Source organism: Streptomyces sp. MGP-P1 (assembly GCF_057766565.1).
Genome location: NZ_JBYMEM010000007.1, coordinates 1,514,561 through 1,533,821 on the forward strand (window position 1 = coordinate 1,514,561; position 19,261 = coordinate 1,533,821).

Genomic DNA, 19,261 nt, shown 5'->3' on the forward strand with positions numbered 1-19,261 from the left:
GGAGGCCTGAGGAGCGGACGCCTGAAGGACTGACATCTGAAGAACTGGCACCTGGAGAACTTCGCAACAAATATTGCGCAACAAATATTGCGCAACTTTTCCTGTCCATCTACGGTCGAGTCATGCCCCGTGAAGAGCGACGCCGCGTATCCGACCTCGACACCCTCAAGGCGATCGGCCACCCCCTGCGCCTGAAGCTCTACCGCGCCCTGCACATCAAGCGCACCGCCACCGCCTCCCAGCTCGCCGACCAGGTCGACGAGGCGGTCTCCCTCGTCAGCTACCACCTGCGCAAGCTCGCCGACCACGGACTGATCGAACCGGCCGAGGGCCGCAGCACCGACGGCCGGGAGCGCTGGTGGCAGCCGTCCTCCCGAGGGCTGACCTTCAGCGACACGGACTTCGACGACGCACCGGACAAGGCGGCCGTCTACGCCGCCGCCGGCCGGATCTCCTTCGACCAGCACGTCGAGCTCTACCGGGCCCACCAGGACGCACGGCACACCTGGGACGCGCCATGGCGCGGCGCCTCCTGGAGCGCGGAGAACCTCCTGCGCCTCACCGCGGAGGAACTGGCCGCCCTCGGCCGGGAGATGGGCGCGCTGATCGACCGCTACGAGGAAGCGGGCCGCGCCCGCGAGGAAGCGGGCGACACGGAGGGCCGCGAGAGCGTCGCCCTGCACACGTACGGATTCCCCTTCCGCCCCTGAGCCCGTCACTTCGCCGGGAAGGACGAACGACATGACCGTCACCGCCGCGGAAGCCCCCGAACGCCCCGCCCACCGCGACCCCAACGTCCTGCGCTGGCTCGGCGCGTACACGGCGTCGATGATCGGCGACAGCATCTACTTCATGGCCCTCGCCTGGGCCGCCGCCCGCACCGGCAGCGCCTCCGGCACCGGCCTCGTCCTCGCCGCCGGCTCCCTGCCCCGGGCCCTCCTGATGCTCGGCGGGGGAGTGCTCGCCGACCGGCTCGGGCCCCGCCGCGTCGTCATCGGCAGCGACGCCGCCCGTGCGCTGCTCGTCCTCGGGCTCGCCGCGACCCTGGTCCTCACCGCGCCCACGGTGGGCGTCCTGGTGGTCGTCGCCCTGCTCTTCGGCGCGGTCGACGCCCTGTTCCTGCCCGCCGTCGGAGCCCTGCCGCCCCGGATCAGCACCCCGGGCCAGCTCGCCCGGATCCAGGGACTGCGCGGACTCGCCGCACGTGGCGCCTCGATCGTCGGCGCGCCGCTGGGCGGGGTCGCCGTGGCGACCGGCGGCCCCTCGCTCGCCCTCGCCGCCGCCGGAGTGCTGTTCGCCCTGTCCCTGCCGCTGCTCCTCAGCCTGCGGATCAGACCGCTGCCCGGGCCGGTCAAGGACGGCCGGACCAAGGCCGAGTCCGACGAGGCGCCCGTGGACACCGAGGCGGCACCGAACGCCTGGCAGGACCTCGTCGACGGGCTCCGGTACATCCGCCGCCACCCCGTGCTCGGCCCGCTCATGATCGTCATAGGCCTCAGCGAGCTCGGCTTCGTCGGGCCGCTCAACCTCGGGATGATCCTGCTCTCCGAGCAGCGCGGCTGGGGTGCGGCCGGCATGGGCTGGATCGTCGCCGGATTCGCCTCCGGCGCGGCCGGATCCGCCCTCCTCCTCGCCGTCCGGGGCCGGGTGCCGCGCGCCGGGCTGGTGATGTGCCTGACCGCCCTCGTCGGCGCGACGGGCATCGCCGCCCTGGCCCAGGTCCCCTCGGTGGCCCTCGCCGCCGCGGCCGCCGCGTTCGTCGGCCTCCTCGGCGGACTGGCCGCCGCGCTGTGCGGAGCCCTCGTCCAGACCACCGCCGATCCGGCGTACCTGGGCCGGGTCACCTCCGTATCGACGTTCTTCACCTACGCGCTCATCCCGCTGAGCTACCCCGTCACGGGGGCTGCCATCGCCCTCTGGGGCACCGGACCGGTCTACGCCGTCAGCGCGGCCGTGTGTGCGACCGGCGGCGCGGCGGGCCTCGCCTTCACCGCACTCCGCCGCGCCGAACTACCCCTGACCCGCTGACCCCGTACCCCCGGCACCTCCGGAGCCCCGGCGCGCCCCCCGAGCGCCGGGCCTACATGCCCAGCTCGGCCGCCCTCAGCCGCTCCACCGCCGCCTGGTCGCCCTCCACCTCGACGTCCGCCGCGTCCTGCCGGCCGAACGCGTACAGCAGCAGCTCGGCGGGCTCCCCGGTCACCGTCACCACCGGCGTCCCCTTGTGGGCCACCGCCGTCTGACCGTCCGGGCGGCGCAGCACCAGCCCCACCGGGGACCTGCGGCCCAGCAGGCGGGCCGTCTTCTCGGTCCGGGACCACAGCACGTCGGAGAAGACCGGGTCCAGCTCGCGGTGCGACCAGTCGGGCTGGGCCCGGCGCACGTCCTCCGCGTGGACGAAGAACTCCACGGTGTTCGCCGCCTCGTCGATCTGCTTGAGGGACATCGGGGAGAACCGGGGAGGGCCGGTGCGGATCAGCTGGATCAGTTCCTCGTACGGTTTCGCCGCGAACTCCGCCTGCACCCGCTCCAGCCGGGCCTTCAGCGCGCTCACCAGCAGCCCGCCCGCCGCGTCCGCGCGGCGTTCGCGGACCACCACATGGGCGGCCAGATCGCGGGTCTTCCAGCCGTCGCACAGGGTGAGGGCCTCGGGACCGGCCGCTTCCAACAGATCGGCGAGCAGAAGACGTTCACGCTTCGCATGGGTCGACATGCCCGCCAGCGTACGACCGTCACCCCTGGTCCGCCCAGTGGACGTCCGCCCGGAAAGCCCTCGCGGCCACGGCACAATGGGCCCATGACGAGCACGCCCGGCGCCACGCCGCCCGCCAGCAGCCTCGACCCGGCCATCGCCGCCCGCCTCAAGCGCGGCGCCGACGGCCTGGTCCCGGCCATCGCCCAGCAGTACGACACCGGCGAGGTGCTGATGCTCGGCTGGATGGACGACGAGGCGCTGCACCGCACCCTCACCACGGGCCGCTGCACCTACTGGTCGCGCAGCCGTCAGGAGTACTGGGTCAAGGGCGACACCTCCGGTCACGTCCAGCACGTGAAGTCCGTCGCCCTGGACTGCGACGCCGACACCGTCCTCGTCAAGGTCGACCAGACGGGCGCCGCCTGCCACACGGGCGACCGCACCTGCTTCGACGCCGACGCCCTGCCCCTCCTCGACAGCTAAGGTCCGGCCATGGATCTCGACACCTTCCGCAAACTGGCCGTCGACCGGCGCGTCGTCCCCGTCAGCCGCCGCCTCCTCGCGGACGGCGACACCCCGGTCGGCCTGTACCGCAAGCTCGCCGCCGAACGCACCGGCACCTTCCTCCTGGAATCCGCCGAGAACGGCCGGACCTGGTCGCGCTACTCCTTCATCGGCGTCCGCAGCGACGCCACCCTCACCGCCCGCGACGGCGAGGCCCACTGGCTCGGCACCCCGCCCGTCGGCGTTCCGGTCGCCGGCGACCCGCTGGACGCCCTGCGCGCCACCGTCGAGACCCTCCACACCCCCCGCGACCTGGTGAGCGACGCGGGCCTTCCGCCCTTCACCGGCGGCATGGTCGGCTACCTCGGCTACGACGTCGTACGCCGTCTGGAGAAGATCGGCGAGCACGGCGGCGACGATCTGAAGCTGCCCGAGCTGACCATGCTCCTCACCTCGGACCTCGCCGTCCTCGACCACCGGGACGGCACCGTCCTGCTGATCGCCAACGCCATCAACCACAACGACCTCGACACCGGCGTCGACGAGGCGCACGCCGACGCCGTCGCCCGCCTCGACGTGATGGAGCGGGACCTGCGCCGCCCGGTCGCCAGCGCCCCCGCCGTCCTGCCCCCGTCCGAGCTGCCGCCGTACACCGCACTGTGGGGCGGCGAGGCCTACAGGGACGCCGTCGTGGACATCAAGGAGCGCATCAGGGCGGGCGAGGCCTTCCAGGTCGTCCCCTCCCAGCGCTTCGAGACCCCGTGCACGGCGAGCGCCCTGGACGTCTACCGGGTGCTGCGGGCCACCAACCCGTCCCCGTACATGTACCTCTTCCGCTTCGACGGTTTCGACGTCGTCGGCTCCAGCCCCGAGGCCCTCGTCAAGGTCGAGGACGGCCGGGCCATGGTCCACCCGATCGCCGGGACCCGGCACCGGGGCGCCACCCCGCAGGAGGACCAGGCGCTCGCCGACGAACTGCTCGCCGACCCCAAGGAGCGCGCCGAGCACCTGATGCTCGTCGACCTCGGCCGCAACGACCTGGGGCGCGTCTGCGCACCCGGCAGCGTCGAGGTCGTCGACTTCATGTCGATCGAGCGCTACTCCCACGTGATGCACATCGTCTCCACCGTCACCGGCCGCGTCACCGAGGACCGCACCGCCTTCGACGTGCTCACCGCCTGCTTCCCCGCCGGCACCCTCTCCGGCGCCCCCAAGCCCCGCGCCATGCAGATCATCGAGGAGCTGGAACCGAGCCGCCGCGGACTGTACGGGGGCTGCGTCGGCTACCTCGACTTCGCCGGGGACTCCGACACCGCCATCGCCATCCGGACCGCCCTGCTCCGCGACGGCACCGCGTACGTCCAGGCCGGAGCCGGGGTCGTCGCCGACTCCGACCCGGTCGCCGAGGACACCGAGTGCCGCAACAAGGCGGCGGCCGTGCTCCGCGCCGTCCACACGGCCAACCGGCTCCACGACCGCTGAACCGCTGACGGCCGACCGGCTCCACGGTCGTCGGGGCGGTAGGGGATAGTGGAGGGCGTGAGTGCTGTCCCCGTACCCCAGCCCCGTGCCCGAACCGCCGACTCCGCGTCCGGCGCCGCGCCCGACTCCGCAGGGAGCCGGCGCAGTCTCGCGGCCGGTCTGCTCCTCGGCGCGGCCGGCGCGACCGTCGTCCTCCTCGCCTCCGGGCAGACCTGGGCCGAGGGCGACGCGGCCACCGGCGGCGGCGCCCTCCCGCTGAGCGTCGACGGCCAGGACGTCACCGGCGTCCCGGCCGCCCTCGCCGTCGTCGGTCTCGCCGCCCTCGTCGCCGTCTTCGCCGTACGCGGCGCCGGCCGCCGGATCGTCGCCGCCCTCCTCGCCCTCAGCGGTCTCGGAGCGACGCTCAGCGCCTGGGCCGGCGGCTCCGACAGCACGGCCCTCGACGAGGAGGCCGCCAGGACCACCGGCGACGCGGCGGCCACCATCCACGCGATCGGTCACACCGCCTGGCCCTACGTCACCGCCGCCGGCGGTCTGCTGATCCTGCTGGCCGGGCTCCTCGCCCTGCGCTACGGCAGCCGCTGGCCCGCCATGTCCGGAAAGTACGAGCGCGACGGCACCCCCCGCCCCGGCAAGGCGCCCCGCACCGCCCCCGACCCGGACCGGTCCGAGGACCTGTGGAAGGCCCTGGACCGCGGCGAGGACCCGACGCGCGAGGCCTGACCCCACGCTCACCACCCACGGTCCCGTACGGGACAATGAACCCGAGCCGTCCCCGGGCGGCGGCCACACGTACAGCGCCACCCACGGCGCAACACCAACGAGGAGCAACTCATGGCGGGCACGAGCCACGGACACACCCCGGCCGCCTGGACCGGTGTCATCATCGCCTTCATCGGCTTCTGCGTCGCAGGCGTCTTCATGGTCGCGGCCAACCCGCTCGGCTTCTGGGCCGGTATCGCCGTCATCTTCGCCGGCGGTCTCGTGGGCCTCGCCATGAAGGTGGCCGGCCTCGGCATGCCGAAGGAGTCGGCCGAGCTGGTCGAGGCCAGGGAGCGCGCCGGGCGGGCGCAGATCTCCCACTGACCCGGACGCCGGCCCGTCCCGGCGACCGACACGCCGACAGGCGCAGCCCTCACCCGGGGCTGCGCCTTTTCGCGTCGGCGGGGGACAATCAGCGGGTGGACGCCTCGCCTACCCCCTCAGCCGCCCAGCCGCCGGACCCGGAATCGGCCCCTCAGCAGGGCCCCGGCCCCGCCCGCCCGGAAGCCGCACCACAGGGCGTCGGCCCCTGGAACATGCCTCTGACGGTCTGCCCGACCCCGGACATGGCCCGGCGCACCCCAGCCGGCCCGGCACTCGAGGACGGAACCCTCGCCGAGGTGGGCCCGCACCCAGCCCGTCCGGCGATCGAGGACGGAACCCTCGCCGAGGTGGGCCCGCACCCAGCCCGTCCGGCGTTCGAGGACGGAACCCTCGCCGGGGTGGGCCCGCACCCAGCCCGTCCGGCGTTTGAGGACGGAACCCTCGCGGGGGTGGGCCCGCACCCAGCCCGTCCGGCGTTTGAGGACGGAACCCTCGCCGGGGTGGGCCCGGAGCGCACTGGCCCCTCGGGCGAAGGGCCCTCGCAGGTGCCCGGCCCCCAAGGCCACGGTTCCGTCCTCAAACGCCGGACGGGCTGGTTGGGTGCCCCGGAACGCCGGACGGGCCGGGCGGGCCGCCCGACGGGCCAGAAGATGCGCCGCCTGGCCACCCCCATCGGCATCCTCGCCGCCGTCGCAGGCGCCTTCGCGTACGTCGGCGCCGTCGACCCCAACGAGTCCGGCCACTACCCGCTCTGCCCACTGCTCAAGCTGACCGGCGTCCTCTGCCCCGGCTGCGGCGGGCTGCGCAGCGCCCACGCCTTCATCCACGGAGACCTCGGCGCGGCGCTCGAAGCCAACGCGATCGCCACCGTCGGCTACTTCCTCTTCGCCGCGGTCTGGGCCCTCTGGCTGGTCCGGGCCTGGCGCGGACAGCCCCTGCGCATCGGTCTCGCGCCCGTCTGGTGGTGGGGTGCGGGCGCCGTCCTGCTGCTCTTCACCGTGGTCCGGAATCTGCCGTTCGGCTCGGCGCTGGCCCCCTGAGTGACCAGGAAGTGGGACGCGACGTGGCCGGATGCGACCCCCGGGGCGTCCTGCGGATACCATCGGAAGGGCTGATCCAGTCCACCGTCAACCGTTCGGAAGGGGGCCGCTCGCGTGAGTGTGCTCGACGAGATCATCGACGGCGTTCGCGCCGACCTCGCGGAGCGGCAGGCGCGCGTCAGCCTCGACGAGCTGAAGGAGCGCGCGGCCCGCGCTCCCCAGGCCAAGGACGGGGTCGCCGCCCTGCGCGGCGAGGGCGTGACCGTCATCTGCGAGGTCAAGCGCTCGTCCCCCTCCAAGGGAGCCCTCGCTGCCATCGCCGACCCGGCCGCGCTCGCCGCGGACTACGAGGCGGGCGGCGCGTCCGTCATCTCGGTGCTCACCGAGGAGCGCCGCTTCGGTGGTTCGCTCGCCGACCTGGAGGCCGTCCGTGCCAAGGTCGACACCCCGATCCTGCGCAAGGACTTCATCGTCACCTCGTACCAGCTGTGGGAGGCCCGTGCCTACGGCGCCGACCTCGCCCTGCTGATCGTCGCCGCCCTCGACCAGGAGGCCCTGGTCTCCCTCATCGAGCGCGCCGAGTCCATCGGGCTCACCCCGCTCGTCGAGGCGCACGACGAGGAGGAGGCGGAGCGCGCCGTGGACGCCGGAGCCAAGATCATCGGCGTCAACGCGCGCAACCTGAAGGACCTCAAGGTCGACCGCTCCACCTTCGAGCGCGTCGCCCCCGAGATCCCCGACCACATCGTCAAGGTCGCCGAGTCCGGCGTCCGGGGCCCGCACGACCTGATCGCGTACGCCAACGCGGGCGCCGACGCCGTCCTGGTCGGCGAGTCCCTGGTCACCGGCCGCGACCCGCGCACCGCCGTCGCCGACCTCGTCGCCGCGGGCGCCCACCCGGCGCTCCGCCACGGCCGCGGCTGACCGGGGACGTAGCGACCATGACCGACCGTCCCGTGCCCCGCACCCGGCTGGGCCTCCGCCCCGCCGGGGCCTTCGCCCGGGACCCGCACGCCCCGCTGGCGCGCGGCTGCCGCCCCCGTGGCTGCCGCGCCCCCGCCCGGCGTGTGCACGGCCGACGCGTCCGGTATGTCATCGGCGACGAGCCCGGCCAGGTGAACGGCATGCGATGGCGCGTGGGGTCCGCGCTGTAGGCGAGCCCCGGCCGACGTACCGCACGACACACCGCTCTTCTCGTACGTACGACCGCACCGCCGTGACCGCACGCCGGTCGCGGCGGCACTCGCCGCTCCGCGCATACGGTGCATCCATCCGTTGCCATGCCAAGGAGCACGTCGCATGTCGTCCGACTTCTTCATTCCGGACCCCGAGGGCCTGATCCCCAGCGCCGAGGGCTATTTCGGCGCGTACGGCGGCAAGTTCATCCCGGAGGCGCTCGTCGCCGCCGTGGACGAGGTCGCCGTCGAGTACGACAAGGCCAAGAGCGACCCCGCCTTCGCCGCGGAACTCAACGAGCTCATGGTCGACTACACGGGCAGGCCCAGCGCGCTGACCGAGGTCCCGCGCTTCGCCGAGCACGCCGGCGGCGCCCGGATCTTCCTCAAGCGCGAGGACCTGAACCACACCGGCTCGCACAAGATCAACAACGTGCTGGGCCAGGCCCTCCTCACCAAGCGCATGGGCAAGACCCGTGTCATCGCCGAGACCGGAGCGGGCCAGCACGGCGTCGCCACCGCGACCGCCTGCGCCCTCTTCGGCCTCGAATGCACCATTTACATGGGTGAGATCGACACCGAGCGCCAGGCGCTGAACGTGGCCCGGATGCGGATGCTCGGCGCCGAGGTCATCGCCGTGAAGTCCGGCTCGCGGACGCTGAAGGACGCCATCAACGAGGCGTTCCGCGACTGGGTCGCCAATGTGGACCGCACGCACTACCTCTTCGGTACGGTCGCGGGCCCGCACCCCTTCCCGGCGATGGTCCGCGACTTCCACCGCGTCATCGGCGTCGAGGCCCGCCGCCAGATTCTGGAGCGCGCCGGCCGCCTCCCCGACGCGGCGGTCGCCTGCGTCGGCGGCGGCTCCAACGCCATCGGCCTCTTCCACGCCTTCATCCCCGACGCCGACGTCCGCCTGGTGGGCTGCGAGCCCGCCGGGCACGGGGTGGAGACCGGCGAGCACGCGGCGACCCTCACCGCGGGGGAGCCCGGCATCCTGCACGGTTCGCGCTCCTACGTCCTCCAGGACGACGAGGGCCAGATCACCGAGCCGTACTCCATCTCGGCGGGACTGGACTACCCCGGCATCGGCCCGGAGCACGCGTACCTCAAGGACGTCGGACGCGGCGAGTACCGCGCCGTCACCGACGACGCGGCCATGCAGGCCCTGCGCCTGCTGTCCCGCACCGAGGGGATCATCCCGGCCATCGAGAGCGCCCACGCCCTCGCCGGCGCCCTGGACCTCGGCAAGGAGCTCGGCAAGGACGGGCTGATCCTCATCAACCTGTCCGGCCGGGGCGACAAGGACATGGACACCGCCGCCCGCTACTTCGGGCTCTACGACACCGACGCCGCCGTCGAGGCGGACGCCGACAGCGACCGTGCCGAGATCGTGGGGGACGCCAAGTGAGCGGCAACATCGAGCTGTTGAACACCACCCTGGCCGCCACCAGGGCCGCGGACAGGGCGGCGCTCATCGCCTACCTCCCGGCGGGCTTCCCGACCGTCGACGGCGGCATCGAGGCGGTCAAGGCCGTCATCGCGGGCGGCGCGGACATCGTCGAGATCGGTCTCCCGCACAGCGACCCGGTCCTGGACGGGCCGGTCATCCAGACCGCCGACGACATCGCCCTGCGCGGCGGCGTCCGGATCGCCGACGTGATGCGCACGGTCCGGGAGGCGCACGAGGCCACCGGCGTCCCGATCCTGGTCATGACGTACTGGAACCCCATCGACCGGTACGGCGTCGAGCGCTTCACCGCCGAGCTGGCCGAGGCCGGCGGCGCCGGGTGCATCCTGCCCGACCTGCCGGTCCAGGAGTCCGCGCTGTGGCGCGAGCACGCCGACAAGCACGGCCTCGCGACCGTGTTCGTCGTCGCCCCCAGCAGCCAGGACGCCCGCCTCGCCACCATCACGGCGGCCGGGAGCGGCTTCGTCTACGCCGCGTCCCTGATGGGCGTCACCGGCACCCGCGCCTCCGTCGGCGCCCAGGCCAAGGACCTGGTGGGACGCACCCGCGCCACCACCGATCTCCCGGTCTGCGTCGGCCTCGGCGTCTCCAACGCGGCGCAGGCCGCCGAGGTCGCCGGGTTCGCGGACGGCGTCATCGTCGGCTCGGCCTTCGTCAAGGCCATGCTGGACGCCCCTGACGAGGCCGCCGGTCTCGCCGCCGTCCGCTCCCTGGCGGGCGAACTGGCCGAGGGTGTTCGAAAGCGCTGAGCCCTTGAATCACCCGAATGGGTGGATTGTGGACCGGGGAGGCGCGGAGGTGCCTCCCCGGTTCGTTCCCCGGGTGTGAGCGACAAGATCCCTGAGGGAAACAGAAGCGCGCGCGAGCGCCTGGCCCAGCAGCGCGAGCGGGAGAAGGGGCGCGAGAAGCGCCGCCGGACGCTGATCGTCTCCTCGGCGGTGGTCGGGGTGCTCGCCCTGGCCGCCGTGGTCGGCCTGATCGCGGCCAACGCGGGCAAGGACGACGGCGGCGACACCGCCTCCGGCCCCGCGGTCGCCCCTTCGGGCGCGATCGGCGAGGACGCCCTGACCGTGCCGGTCGGCGCCGCCGACGCCCCGTCCACCCTCACGATCTGGGAGGACTTCCGCTGCCCCGTCTGCGCCCAGTTCGAGACCGCCTTCAAGGACACCATCACGGAGCTGGCGGACGACGGCCAGGTCAAGGTGGAGTACCACCTGGCCACGATCATCGACGGCAATCTCGGCGGCACCGGCTCGCTGCGCGCAGCCAATGCCGCCGCGTGCGCCCAGGACGCCGGCAAGTTCGCGCCGTACCACGACGTGCTCTTCGCCAACCAGCCTCCGGAGCCGGACGACGCCTTCGGCAAGAACAGCCGGCTGATCGAGCTGGCCGGCGAGGTCGAGGGGCTCGACACACCGGGCTTCCGCAGCTGTGTGGAGGAGGGCGAGCACGACAGCTGGGTGAAGAAGTCCGACACGGCGTTCCGCGAGGGCGGCTTCCAGGGCACGCCGACGGTGCTGCTCAACGGGGAGTCCGTCTTCCCGAGCAAGGGCGGGGAGCAGATCTCCCCGGAGAATCTGAAGAAGTGGGTCGCCGCGGCCAACAAGGGCAAGAAGCCGGGCACGGCCACCCCGGCCGAGCCGGCCGACCCGTCGTCGGGACCCGCTTCCTGAGCGCGCCACGCCCGCCCGTGAGGGCGGTCCCCGTTACCCAGAAGTTGCCGGGGAGCTTGCCGTACCCACCGCCCGGCAAGGTAGCGTCGACCTAGCCATGAATCTTGCCTTCATCCCCAGTCCGTCGACCGGCGTGATCGAGCTCGGCCCGATCCCGCTCCGCGGCTACGCGTTCTGCATCATCATCGGTGTCTTCGTCGCCGTCTGGTTCGGCAACAAGCGCTGGGTAGCCCGGGGCGGCAAAGCCGGCACGGTGGCCGACGTCGCCGTCTGGGCGGTGCCCTTCGGCCTCGTCGGCGGCCGGATCTACCACGTGATCACCGACTACCAGCTGTACTTCAGCGACGGTGAGGACTGGGTCGACGCATTCAAGATCTGGGAGGGCGGCCTCGGCATCTGGGGCGCCATCGCCTTCGGCGCGGTCGGCGCCTGGATCGCCTGCCGCCGCCGGGGCATCCCGCTGCCCGCCTGGGCCGACGCACTGGCCCCGGCCCTCGCCATCGCCCAGGCCATCGGCCGCTGGGGCAACTGGTTCAACCAAGAGCTGTACGGCAAGCCCACCGATCTCCCCTGGGCGCTGGAGATCAGCGAGGGCCCGAACCGGCTCGCCGGGACGTACCACCCGACCTTCCTGTACGAGTCGCTGTGGTGCATCGGCGTCGCGCTCCTGGTCATCTGGGCCGACCGCCGCTTCCGGCTCGGCCACGGACGGGCGTTCGCGCTGTACGTCGCCGCCTACTGCGCGGGACGCGGCTGGATCGAGTACATGCGGGTCGACGAGGCCCACCACATCCTCGGCCTCCGCCTGAACGTGTGGACCGCGATCATCGTCTTCGTCCTCGCCGTCGTCTACATCGTGATCTCCGCGAAGATCCGTCCGGGCCGCGAGGAGATCGTCGAGCCCGACCGGGACGCCGCCCCCGCGAAGAAGGACGGCCCCGCCGACGCGGACGGCTCCGACGAGGACGGCCCCGCGAAGGCGGACGCCGCCGAGAAGGACGCCGGGGCGAAGAAGGACCCGCTCACGAAGGACGAGCCCGGCAAGGCCGCCACCGCGGAGAACGCCGGAGCGACCGGAGCAGCCGAGAAGAGCTGACCGGCCGCATCCCCGCACACCTCCCGCTCGCCGGGTGGGCCCGCTCTCTCAGGCCCGCCCGGCGAGCGCGATCGTTCTGCGGGCGGACGCCACCACCGCCGCGTCCACGAACCTCCCGTCCGGCAGCGCCAGCGCCCCCGCCTCCACCGCCGAGGCCGCGACGATCTCCTCGGCCGCCTCGATCTCCTCGGCCGTCGGCCGGAACGCCCGCTCGATCACCGGCAGCTGCCGCGGGTGGATCGCCGCCCGGCCCAGCAGCCCGAGCGCCCGCCCCCGCCCGCACGACGTCCACAGTCCGTCCAGGTCCCGGACGTCCGGGAACACCGACTGGGCGGGCGGGGGAAGGGCCGCCGCCCGGGCCGCCACCACGACCCGGCTGCGCGGCCAGTCGAGCCCGGCGTCCTCCCGTACGCCCAGATCCGCCCGCAGGTCCGCCTCGCCCAGGGCGATACCGGCCACGGCGTGATGGGCCGAGGCGATCGAGTACGCGTGCTCGACCGCGAGCGCCGACTCCAGCAGCGGATACAGCGGTACGCCCGGGGCCACGGCCGCCACATGGTGCACCGAGACCGCGTGGGTGATTTTCGGCAGCCGGAACGCGGCCAGCCCAGGCAGCCCCGCCAGCGTCCGGATGTCGTCCTCGCCGTGCACCCGGACATGGACCGGCACCGCGTCCGGGGCCGCCGTGACCTGGTCGCCGAGGAGTTCGGCGGTGGCGGAGCGCGCGTACTCCTTACGGGCCGGCGCGACGGCGTCCTCCAGATCGACGATCACCACGTCCGCCCCGCTGCCCAGCGCCTTGGCCACCACCTCCGGCCGGTCCCCGGGCACGTACAGCCAGGTCAGCGGCGGCCGTCCGACGGGTGGCGGCGGGCCCTCGGGCAGCGGAGGGGCGGGGATCGGGCGGCCGGTCACAGCGCCCCCTGGTCCCGCAGCGCCGCGATCCGCGTCTCCGAGAGGCCGAGGCCGGCCAGGATCTCCTCGGTGTCCGCGCCGTGCGGGCGGCCCGCCCACCGGATCCCGCCCGGGGTCCCGGAGAGCCGGAAGAGGACGTTCTGCATCCGCAGCGGCCCCAGCTCCGGGTCGTCGACCTCGGCGATGGTCCCCAGCGCCCGGTACTGCGGGTCCTCCATCACCTCCCGTACGTCGTGGATCGGCGCGACGGCCGCCTCCGCCTTCTCGAAGCGGTCGAGGATCTCGTCGCGGCCGTGGCGGGAGATCCAGTGCCCGACCGCCGCGTCCAGCTCCTCGGTGTGCTCGGCCCGGGTGGTGCCCGCCCCGAACCACGGCTCGTCGATCAGCTCCGGGCGGCCGACCAGCCGCATCACCCGCTCGGCGACGGACTGGGCGGAGGTGGAGACCGCGACCCAGTGGCCGTCGGCGGTGCGGTAGGTGTTGCGCGGGGCGTTGTTGCGCGAGCGGTTGCCGGTGCGCGGCTGGACGTAGCCGAGCTGGTCGTACCAGAGCGGCTGCGGGCCCAGCACGGTGAGGATCGGCTCGATGATCGCCAGGTCCACCACCTGCCCCTCGCCGGTCTTGTCCCGCCCGGCGAGCGCGGCCATCACCGCGTACGCCGTGGCCAGCGCCGCGATGGAGTCCGCGAGCCCGAACGGCGGCAGCGTCGGCGGCCCGTCCGGCTCCCCGGTGATCGCCGCGAAGCCGCTCATCGCCTCGGCGAGCGTGCCGAAGCCGGGGCGGTGGGCGTACGGCCCGAACTGGCCGAAGCCGGTGACCCGGGCCAGCACCAGACGCGGGTTCACGGCGTGCAGCTCCTCGGGTCCCAGGCCCCAGCGCTCCAGGGTCCCGGGCCGGAAGTTCTCGATGATCACATCGGTCCCGGCGGCCAGCTCCAACAGCACGTCCCGGCCGCCGGGCGCGGACAGGTCGAGGGTCAGGGTGCGCTTGTTGCGGCCGAGCAGCTTCCACCACAGGCCGATCCCATCCTTGGCGGGCCCGTGCCCGCGCGAGGGGTCCGGTTTACGGGGGTGCTCGACCTTGATCACGTCGGCGCCGAAGTCCCCGAGCATGGTGGCCGCGAGCGGTCCGGCGAAGAGGGTGGCCAGGTCGATGACCTTGAGCCCGGTCAGGGGTCCTGCTGCGGTGGCGCTCATGAGCCCTCGATCTCGCTGCGGTAGGGCATGGACGTGGACGCGCCGGGCTTCTGGACGCAGAGCGCGGCGGCAGAGGAGGCGAACGCCACGGCCTCGGCCACCGGCCGCCCCTCGCCGAGCGCCACGGCCAGCGTCCCGACGAAGGTGTCCCCGGCCCCGGTCGTGTCGACGGTGTTCACCGAAGGCGCCGCGAAGAGCACCGGCTCGCCGCCCCGGGCCGCGTACAGGCAGCCCTTCGCGCCGAGCGTGACGATGACCTCGGGCACCCGGCGGAGCAGGATCTGGGCGGCGGCGTGCGGTTCGTCCTGCCCGGACAGCTCGGCGGCCTCGTGCTCGTTGGGCACCAACAGGTCGATGTGGTCGAGGAGTTCATCGGGCAGGGGCTGTGCGGGGGAGGGGGTGAGGATTGTCCGCACGCCCTGGGCCCTGGCCGCGCGGGCTCCCTCGACGACGGCGGGCAGGGGGAGTTCGAGCTGCATCAGCAGCAGATCGGCGGCGGCGATCGCGGCGATCTCCCCGGGCCCCAGCGCGGTGAGCACGCCGTTCGCACCGGGGACCACCACGATCGCGTTGGCCCCGGTGTCGTCCACCACGATGTGCGCGGTGCCGCTGGGGCCCTCGGCGGTGTGCAGGAGGTCGGTGTCCACCCCCGCGTGTTCGAGTCCGTCGCGCAGCAGGGCGCCGTAGGCGTCGTCGCCGACCGCGCCGATCATCGTCACCTCACCGCCCGCGCGGGCGGCGGCGACGGCCTGGTTGGCGCCCTTGCCGCCGGGGATCGTCCGGAACTCCCGGCCGGTGACGGTCTCGCCGCGCCCGGGGGCGCGTGCCGTGTAGGCGACGAGGTCCATATGGGTGCTGCCGAGCACCGCGATGCGGGTCATGGGCGCAGAGCCTCCTGCTGGGTCAGTGCGGCGAGGGTGTCGAACCCGGTCCGGTCGAAGCCGGGTACGGAGGTGGCGAGCCGGTTCTTGAGCGGAGCCGTCCAGTGCTCGGGCAGGGCGTCCGGCCCGCCTGCCAGGAGTCCGGCCAGCGATCCGGCGGTCGCCCCGTTGGAGTCGGTGTCCCAGCCGCCGGAGACGGCGAGGCCGATCGACCGGGAGAAGTCCCCGTCGGCGTGGCTGAGGGCGGCGGCCAGCAGCGCGGCGTTGGGCAGCACGTGCACCCAGTGGTGGGTGTCCCCGTAGACGGCGTGCAGCCGGTCCACGACGGTGTCGAACTCCCCTTCCGTACGGGCCGTTTCGATGCCGAGGCGAATCGCGCGGGCGTACCGCGAGTGAGGCGGCACCACCCGCAGCCCGGCGGCGAGACAGCCGTGCACATCGCTCTCGCCGCCGGCCGCGACGGCGAGAGCCGCCGCCGTGAACATCGCGCCGTAGACCCCGTTGCCGGTGTGGGTGAGGACCGCGTCGCGGTGGGCCTGGGCGGCGGCTCCGGCCGGGTCGCCGGGGTGGGTCCAGCCGTGCACGTCGGCCCGGATCTGCGCGCCGATCCACTCCCGGAACGGGTTGCGGCGGCGGGCGGTCTCCGGGGGCTCGACGCCCGCGAGCAGGTTGCCGTACGCGATGCGCTCGGCGGTGAATGTACGGCCCGCCGGGAGTTCGTCCAGCCAGAGCCGGGCCAGGTCGGCGGTGGTGAAGGAGCGGCCGTGCCGCTGGAGCAACAACAGGGTGAGCAGCGGGTGGTTGAGGTCGTCGTCCTCCGGCATTCCGTCGATGTTCTCGGCCAGGGACGTGGGGGCCGAGCGGCGGTTCCAGGGGTGGGCGGCCAGCAGTTCGGCCGGTACGCCGCGTGCGGTGAACCAGCTGGTCGGGGGCCAGTTGCCGGTGGCGCGGGCCAGGGCGCGGATGCCCTCCAGCGGCAGCTTCTCGACGGGTTTGCCGAGGAGGCAGCCCGCCGCCCGGCCGAGCCACGCCGCGTGCAGCCGGTCCCGGCCGACGGCGGGCACCCTGTCCACCGGGCCCGGCCAGTGCGGGCAGGCGGCCACGATCTCGTCCAGCCCGGTCGGCTCGTCGGCCGCCAACGGTGAATCCAGCAGGGCGAGTTCGTCGAGAAGTCGTTCGGCCAGCGCACGCAGGCGCGGCGGTGCGGGCGGCCCGGACGCGCCTGCCCGGGCCGGGGCGGGGCGCCCCGGCCGCGTACCACCGCTCCTCGATCTCCCGGGCGTCCCGGCCGTCCTGCGCGGCCTGCCGCAGCTCGTGACCGACCAGGTCCTCGGGCTGGACCCAGGTGAGGCGGACGTTCACCGCTCGCCGGCCAGCGCGCCGAAGGCCTGCTCATGGGCCCGGCGGCGCTCCAGGTCCCGGGCGAAGACCTCCCGGGCCACCTGTGCCAGCACCCCCGCCGGGGCGTCCAGATCCAGCCGGCTCGCCTCCGCTACCGCGGCGGCCCAGTCGGCGGGGACCTCGCCGCCCAGCGCGCCCACGATCGCCCCGCTCATCGTCGCGATGGAGTCGCAGTCCCGCCCGTAGTTCACCGAACCGAGCACCGTACGCCGGTAGTCGCCGCCCCCCACCAGCAGCATCCCGAGCGCGATGGGCAGCTCCTCGATGGCGTGCAGCCGGGAGGGGCGGCGTGCGCCGAGCGAGGGGTTGCGGTAGTCGGGGCCGACGGTGTCGAACGGCTCCACGGCCGCCCGCAGCGGGGCGAGCGCTGACTCGAACTCCTCGTGGCGCACGGCCACTTCGGCGACCGCCTCGATCGCGGACCGGGTTCCGTCCCTGGCCGTGGAGAGGACCGCGTCGACCACGGTGCCGGGGGTGGCGCCCGGGCGGCAGGCGGCGGCGACGGCGGCGGCGAAGACCCCGGCGGCCTCCCGGCCGTAGGAGGACTGGTGGGGGGCCGCGACCTCCAGCGCCTCGGCGTACGCGGCCTCCGGGTGACCGGCGTTGACCAGCCCGACCGGCGCCATGTACATCGCCGCCCCGCAGTTGACGATGTTGCCCGCACCGGCCTCGCGCGGGTCGACGTGCCCGTAGTGCAGCCGGGCCACGATCCACTTCTCCGCCAGGAAGATCCGCTGGAGCGGGAGGGCCTGCGCCTCCAGCTCCGGGATCCAGCGGGGCGACAGCAGGTCCGGGACGAGGTGGTCCGCGACGGCGTACGCGTCGAGGTGGTCGCGCACCCGGTCGTAGACCCGGATCAGGGCGTGGGTCATCAGGGTGTCGTCGGTGACGTGTCCGTCGCCCTTGTGGTACGGGGCGATGGGGCGCGCGGTGCGCCAGTCCTCGCCGTACCAGGGGCCGACGATCCCGGTCACCCGGCCGCCGTGGCGCTCGGCGATCTGCTCGGGGGTCCAGCCCTCGACCGGGCCGCCGAGGGCGTCGCCGACGGCGGCTCCGACGAGGGCCCGGCGGATGCGTTCATCGAGTCCGGGCGTGGTGGGGAAGGAGGGGCGCGGGGCCGAGGGGGCGGCTTCCATGGCCGTTGTGGGTGTCATGTCGGAATTGTCTACCCGGGGTGGCCGGTTCCGTGGCTGCCAGCAGCCCGGCGAGTTCGATCAGGTCCGTGCCCGCGAGCCGGGGCAGCGCACAGCCCGCAAGTGTCCGGCACGCCTCGCGCCAGCCCGCGGGGACGGCGGTGATCGAGCCGATCGCCCCGGTCAGCGCCCCGGCCAGGGCGGGCGCGGAGTCCGCGACCCGGGACAGGCAGGCGGCGGCCGGGACCGCCTGGGCGATCTCGCCCCGGGCCGCCGTGGTGAGGGCCAGGGCGACCGGCACGGTCTCCGCCGCCGCGATCCCGTAGCTGTAGACGTGGTCCACGATCTGGTGTTCCACCACCGGGACCAGGGCGAACGCCCCGGCGGGCTCGTCCGCGAACTCCCGGGCCAGGCGGACGGCGTGCGCGGCGTTGCGGGCGATCTCGGTGCCCTCGGGGAGCTGGGCGAGGGCCGCGTTCACCACGGTGTCGACGTCCGCCCCGGCCAGTGCCACGGCGATCGCGGCGGCCACGGCCCGTGCCCCGTGCACCCCGTCGCCGTCCTGCGTGTAGCGGGCGTCGAACTCGGCGAGCGCCGCCGCCTCTTCGGGGTCGCCCGGGTGGACCACGGCGAGGACGGCGGCCCGTACGCAGGCGGCGTCGTCGAAGTAGTGCGGGTTGTCGTGCCCGGTGGCGGGCGGCCGCAGCCCGGCGGCCAGGTTGCCGAGCCCGGCCCGCACCGAGATCCGGGCCCGCAGCGGGAGGACCGCGGCCTCGACCTCGGGGGCCCGGGCGCTGGCGGCGGCGACGGTGGCGGCCAGCGCGTTCCAGGCCCGGTCGACCGCGTCCCGCATCCGGCGGCCGGGGGCCAGTCCCACCGCGTCCTCGGCCGCGGCCAGCACCGTACGGGCGGCGAACGCGGCCCACTCGGCGTCGTCGGACGGGCCGAGCCGCAGCGGCTCGGGAGGCTGGTTCAGGGCGATGGGCACCGGGAGCGTGGTGGTGGCGTTCTGCTCGGCGAAGGTGTCCAGCTCCCGGGTGAGCCGCCGGGTCCACTCGGGCATCCGGGCCGCCCGGTGCCGGGCGGCGGGCCACCCGGCGGCGTCGCCCGCCGCGAGCCCGAGCAACAGCCCCTCGATCCGGGCGCGGCGGGAGGGGGCCGGGGCCCCGGGGACGGCCGTCGGTCCGGCCGCGTCGCGTGCCGTCTCCGCCGGGCCACCCACGGGTCCTCCGCGTGGTGTGGTCAGGGCCGGTCCGCCTCCGGTCGCCCCGCCCGACGTGGTCATCGCCGGTCCTCGTGGGCGGGTACGGGGGAGGCTGTCGCGGACGCCATGTTCCGTGCGGGCTCGGGGGAGGCTGCTGCGGAAGCCGTGTTCCGTGCGGGCACGGGGGAGGCCGTCGCGGAAGCCGTGTCCCATGCGATGTCGAAGAAGGCCGCCGCAGAAGCCGTGTCCCGTACCGGCTCGATGGAGGCTGGTGCGGACGCCATGTTCCGTACGGGCTCGATGGAGGCC

General features: G+C 74.1%; 20 protein-coding genes and 1 pseudogene. 13 read left to right on the forward strand and 8 right to left on the reverse strand.

Features of this window, described 5'->3' with window-relative positions:
* The first annotated feature begins 122 nt into the window (after positions 1-122).
* Positions 123-710 carry an ArsR/SmtB family transcription factor gene (locus AC3CH1_RS28275; RefSeq protein WP_488465486.1) on the forward strand — a complete coding sequence of 196 codons (588 nt, stop codon included), beginning with the start codon at positions 123-125 and terminating at the stop codon, positions 708-710.
* A gap of 31 nt (positions 711-741) precedes the next feature.
* Positions 742-2,028 (forward strand): MFS transporter, encoded by a 1,287-nt coding sequence (locus AC3CH1_RS28280; protein ID WP_488465487.1) that lies wholly within the window; start codon positions 742-744, stop codon positions 2,026-2,028.
* A 52-nt stretch (positions 2,029-2,080) separates the two neighbouring features.
* On the opposite strand, the gene AC3CH1_RS28285 is transcribed toward AC3CH1_RS28280, so the two are convergent.
* On the reverse strand, positions 2,081-2,713 hold the full coding sequence (locus AC3CH1_RS28285; protein WP_488465488.1) for a TIGR03085 family metal-binding protein: 633 nt from the start codon (positions 2,711-2,713) through the stop codon (positions 2,081-2,083).
* Positions 2,714-2,797: 84 nt separating this feature from the next.
* Here AC3CH1_RS28285 and hisI point away from each other — a divergent pair, with 84 nt between their 5' ends.
* The 4 genes from hisI (at position 2,798) to AC3CH1_RS28305 (ending at position 5,767) form a co-directional block, all read left to right on the forward strand.
* Positions 2,798-3,178: a phosphoribosyl-AMP cyclohydrolase gene (gene hisI / locus AC3CH1_RS28290; protein ID WP_361867406.1), complete on the forward strand. Its 381-nt coding sequence runs from the start codon at positions 2,798-2,800 to the stop codon at positions 3,176-3,178.
* Positions 3,179-3,187: 9 nt separating this feature from the next.
* Entirely contained in the window at positions 3,188-4,681 is a 1,494-nt protein-coding gene (locus tag AC3CH1_RS28295) for an anthranilate synthase component I (protein WP_488465489.1), read from the forward strand.
* Positions 4,682-4,729: 48 nt separating this feature from the next.
* A complete protein-coding gene (locus tag AC3CH1_RS28300; protein WP_488465490.1) occupies positions 4,730-5,404 on the forward strand; it encodes a TIGR02234 family membrane protein in 675 nt (224 codons plus the stop codon).
* A 111-nt stretch (positions 5,405-5,515) separates the two neighbouring features.
* Positions 5,516-5,767, forward strand: a complete 252-nt coding sequence (locus AC3CH1_RS28305; RefSeq protein ID WP_403758222.1) for an HGxxPAAW family protein — start codon at positions 5,516-5,518, stop codon at positions 5,765-5,767.
* A 116-nt stretch (positions 5,768-5,883) separates the two neighbouring features.
* Here the strand turns inward: AC3CH1_RS28305 and AC3CH1_RS28310 are convergent, their stop codons facing one another.
* The gene (locus AC3CH1_RS28310; protein WP_488465491.1) at positions 5,884-6,333 is read right to left on the reverse strand and encodes a hypothetical protein; all 450 of its coding nucleotides are present in this window, start codon (positions 6,331-6,333) and stop codon (positions 5,884-5,886) included.
* Between AC3CH1_RS28310 and AC3CH1_RS28315 the strand changes: the two genes are divergently transcribed.
* From AC3CH1_RS28315 to lgt, 7 genes are all read left to right on the forward strand, one after another.
* Positions 6,313-6,807, forward strand: a complete 495-nt coding sequence (locus AC3CH1_RS28315; protein WP_488465492.1) for a DUF2752 domain-containing protein — start codon at positions 6,313-6,315, stop codon at positions 6,805-6,807. The two genes, AC3CH1_RS28310 and AC3CH1_RS28315, sit on opposite strands and share 21 nt — an antisense overlap.
* A 114-nt stretch (positions 6,808-6,921) precedes the next feature.
* Positions 6,922-7,731: an indole-3-glycerol phosphate synthase TrpC gene (gene trpC / locus AC3CH1_RS28320; protein WP_366822102.1), complete on the forward strand. Its 810-nt coding sequence runs from the start codon at positions 6,922-6,924 to the stop codon at positions 7,729-7,731.
* 17 nt (positions 7,732-7,748) lie between these two features.
* Positions 7,749-7,961 carry a tryptophan biosynthesis modulator TrpM gene (gene trpM / locus AC3CH1_RS28325; RefSeq protein ID WP_488465493.1) on the forward strand — a complete coding sequence of 71 codons (213 nt, stop codon included), beginning with the start codon at positions 7,749-7,751 and terminating at the stop codon, positions 7,959-7,961.
* A 145-nt stretch (positions 7,962-8,106) separates the two neighbouring features.
* Positions 8,107-9,393: a tryptophan synthase subunit beta gene (gene trpB / locus AC3CH1_RS28330; protein ID WP_488465494.1), complete on the forward strand. Its 1,287-nt coding sequence runs from the start codon at positions 8,107-8,109 to the stop codon at positions 9,391-9,393.
* Positions 9,390-10,202 (forward strand): tryptophan synthase subunit alpha, encoded by an 813-nt coding sequence (gene trpA, locus AC3CH1_RS28335; RefSeq protein ID WP_488465495.1) that lies wholly within the window; start codon positions 9,390-9,392, stop codon positions 10,200-10,202. Before trpB ends, trpA begins: the two co-directional genes overlap by 4 nt.
* 75 nt (positions 10,203-10,277) lie before the next feature.
* Positions 10,278-11,126, forward strand: coding sequence for a DsbA family protein (locus AC3CH1_RS28340; RefSeq protein WP_488465496.1), 849 nt, complete (start codon positions 10,278-10,280; stop codon positions 11,124-11,126).
* A 97-nt stretch (positions 11,127-11,223) separates the two neighbouring features.
* Entirely contained in the window at positions 11,224-12,222 is a 999-nt protein-coding gene (gene lgt / locus AC3CH1_RS28345) for a prolipoprotein diacylglyceryl transferase (protein WP_488465497.1), read from the forward strand.
* A gap of 48 nt (positions 12,223-12,270) precedes the next feature.
* Here lgt and AC3CH1_RS28350 read toward each other — a convergent pair whose 3' ends face one another.
* The 6 genes and pseudogenes from AC3CH1_RS28350 to AC3CH1_RS28375 form a co-directional block, all read right to left on the reverse strand.
* Positions 12,271-13,137, reverse strand: coding sequence for an HpcH/HpaI aldolase/citrate lyase family protein (locus tag AC3CH1_RS28350; protein ID WP_488465498.1), 867 nt, complete (start codon positions 13,135-13,137; stop codon positions 12,271-12,273).
* Positions 13,134-14,333 carry a CaiB/BaiF CoA transferase family protein gene (locus AC3CH1_RS28355; protein ID WP_488465499.1) on the reverse strand — a complete coding sequence of 400 codons (1,200 nt, stop codon included), beginning with the start codon at positions 14,331-14,333 and terminating at the stop codon, positions 13,134-13,136. Before AC3CH1_RS28355 ends, AC3CH1_RS28350 begins: the two co-directional genes overlap by 4 nt.
* Positions 14,330-15,214, reverse strand: coding sequence for a ribokinase (rbsK, locus tag AC3CH1_RS28360; RefSeq protein WP_488465500.1), 885 nt, complete (start codon positions 15,212-15,214; stop codon positions 14,330-14,332). The genes AC3CH1_RS28355 and rbsK overlap by 4 nt, the downstream gene beginning before the upstream one ends.
* Positions 15,211-16,576, reverse strand: a pseudogene (locus tag AC3CH1_RS28365) (ADP-ribosylglycohydrolase family protein). Before AC3CH1_RS28365 ends, rbsK begins: the two are co-directional and overlap by 4 nt.
* Positions 16,573-17,769 (reverse strand): ADP-ribosylglycohydrolase family protein, encoded by a 1,197-nt coding sequence (locus AC3CH1_RS28370; RefSeq protein ID WP_488465501.1) that lies wholly within the window; start codon positions 17,767-17,769, stop codon positions 16,573-16,575. The pseudogene AC3CH1_RS28365 and the gene AC3CH1_RS28370 overlap by 4 nt, the downstream one beginning before the upstream one ends.
* Positions 17,693-19,033, reverse strand: a complete 1,341-nt coding sequence (locus tag AC3CH1_RS28375; protein ID WP_488465502.1) for an ADP-ribosylglycohydrolase family protein — start codon at positions 19,031-19,033, stop codon at positions 17,693-17,695. The genes AC3CH1_RS28370 and AC3CH1_RS28375 overlap by 77 nt, the downstream gene beginning before the upstream one ends.
* Positions 19,034-19,261: the final 228 nt, after the last annotated feature.

Bases quoted from the DNA above. Each gene is read 5' to 3' on its own strand.
- AC3CH1_RS28275 (WP_488465486.1), top strand. From the start codon at position 123: ATGCCCCGTGAAGAGCGACGCCGCGTATCCGACCTCGACACCCTCAAG.
- AC3CH1_RS28280 (WP_488465487.1), top strand. From the start codon at position 742: ATGACCGTCACCGCCGCGGAAGCCCCCGAACGCCCCGCCCACCGCGAC.
- AC3CH1_RS28285 (WP_488465488.1), bottom strand. From the start codon at position 2,713: ATGTCGACCCATGCGAAGCGTGAACGTCTTCTGCTCGCCGATCTGTTG.
- hisI (WP_361867406.1), top strand. From the start codon at position 2,798: ATGACGAGCACGCCCGGCGCCACGCCGCCCGCCAGCAGCCTCGACCCG.
- AC3CH1_RS28295 (WP_488465489.1), top strand. From the start codon at position 3,188: ATGGATCTCGACACCTTCCGCAAACTGGCCGTCGACCGGCGCGTCGTC.
- AC3CH1_RS28305 (WP_403758222.1), top strand. From the start codon at position 5,516: ATGGCGGGCACGAGCCACGGACACACCCCGGCCGCCTGGACCGGTGTC.
- trpM (WP_488465493.1), top strand. From the start codon at position 7,749: ATGACCGACCGTCCCGTGCCCCGCACCCGGCTGGGCCTCCGCCCCGCC.
- trpB (WP_488465494.1), top strand. From the start codon at position 8,107: ATGTCGTCCGACTTCTTCATTCCGGACCCCGAGGGCCTGATCCCCAGC.
- lgt (WP_488465497.1), top strand. From the start codon at position 11,224: ATGAATCTTGCCTTCATCCCCAGTCCGTCGACCGGCGTGATCGAGCTC.
- AC3CH1_RS28355 (WP_488465499.1), bottom strand. From the start codon at position 14,333: ATGAGCGCCACCGCAGCAGGACCCCTGACCGGGCTCAAGGTCATCGAC.
- rbsK (WP_488465500.1), bottom strand. From the start codon at position 15,214: ATGACCCGCATCGCGGTGCTCGGCAGCACCCATATGGACCTCGTCGCC.
- AC3CH1_RS28370 (WP_488465501.1), bottom strand. From the start codon at position 17,769: ATGACACCCACAACGGCCATGGAAGCCGCCCCCTCGGCCCCGCGCCCC.
- AC3CH1_RS28375 (WP_488465502.1), bottom strand. From the start codon at position 19,033: ATGACCACGTCGGGCGGGGCGACCGGAGGCGGACCGGCCCTGACCACA.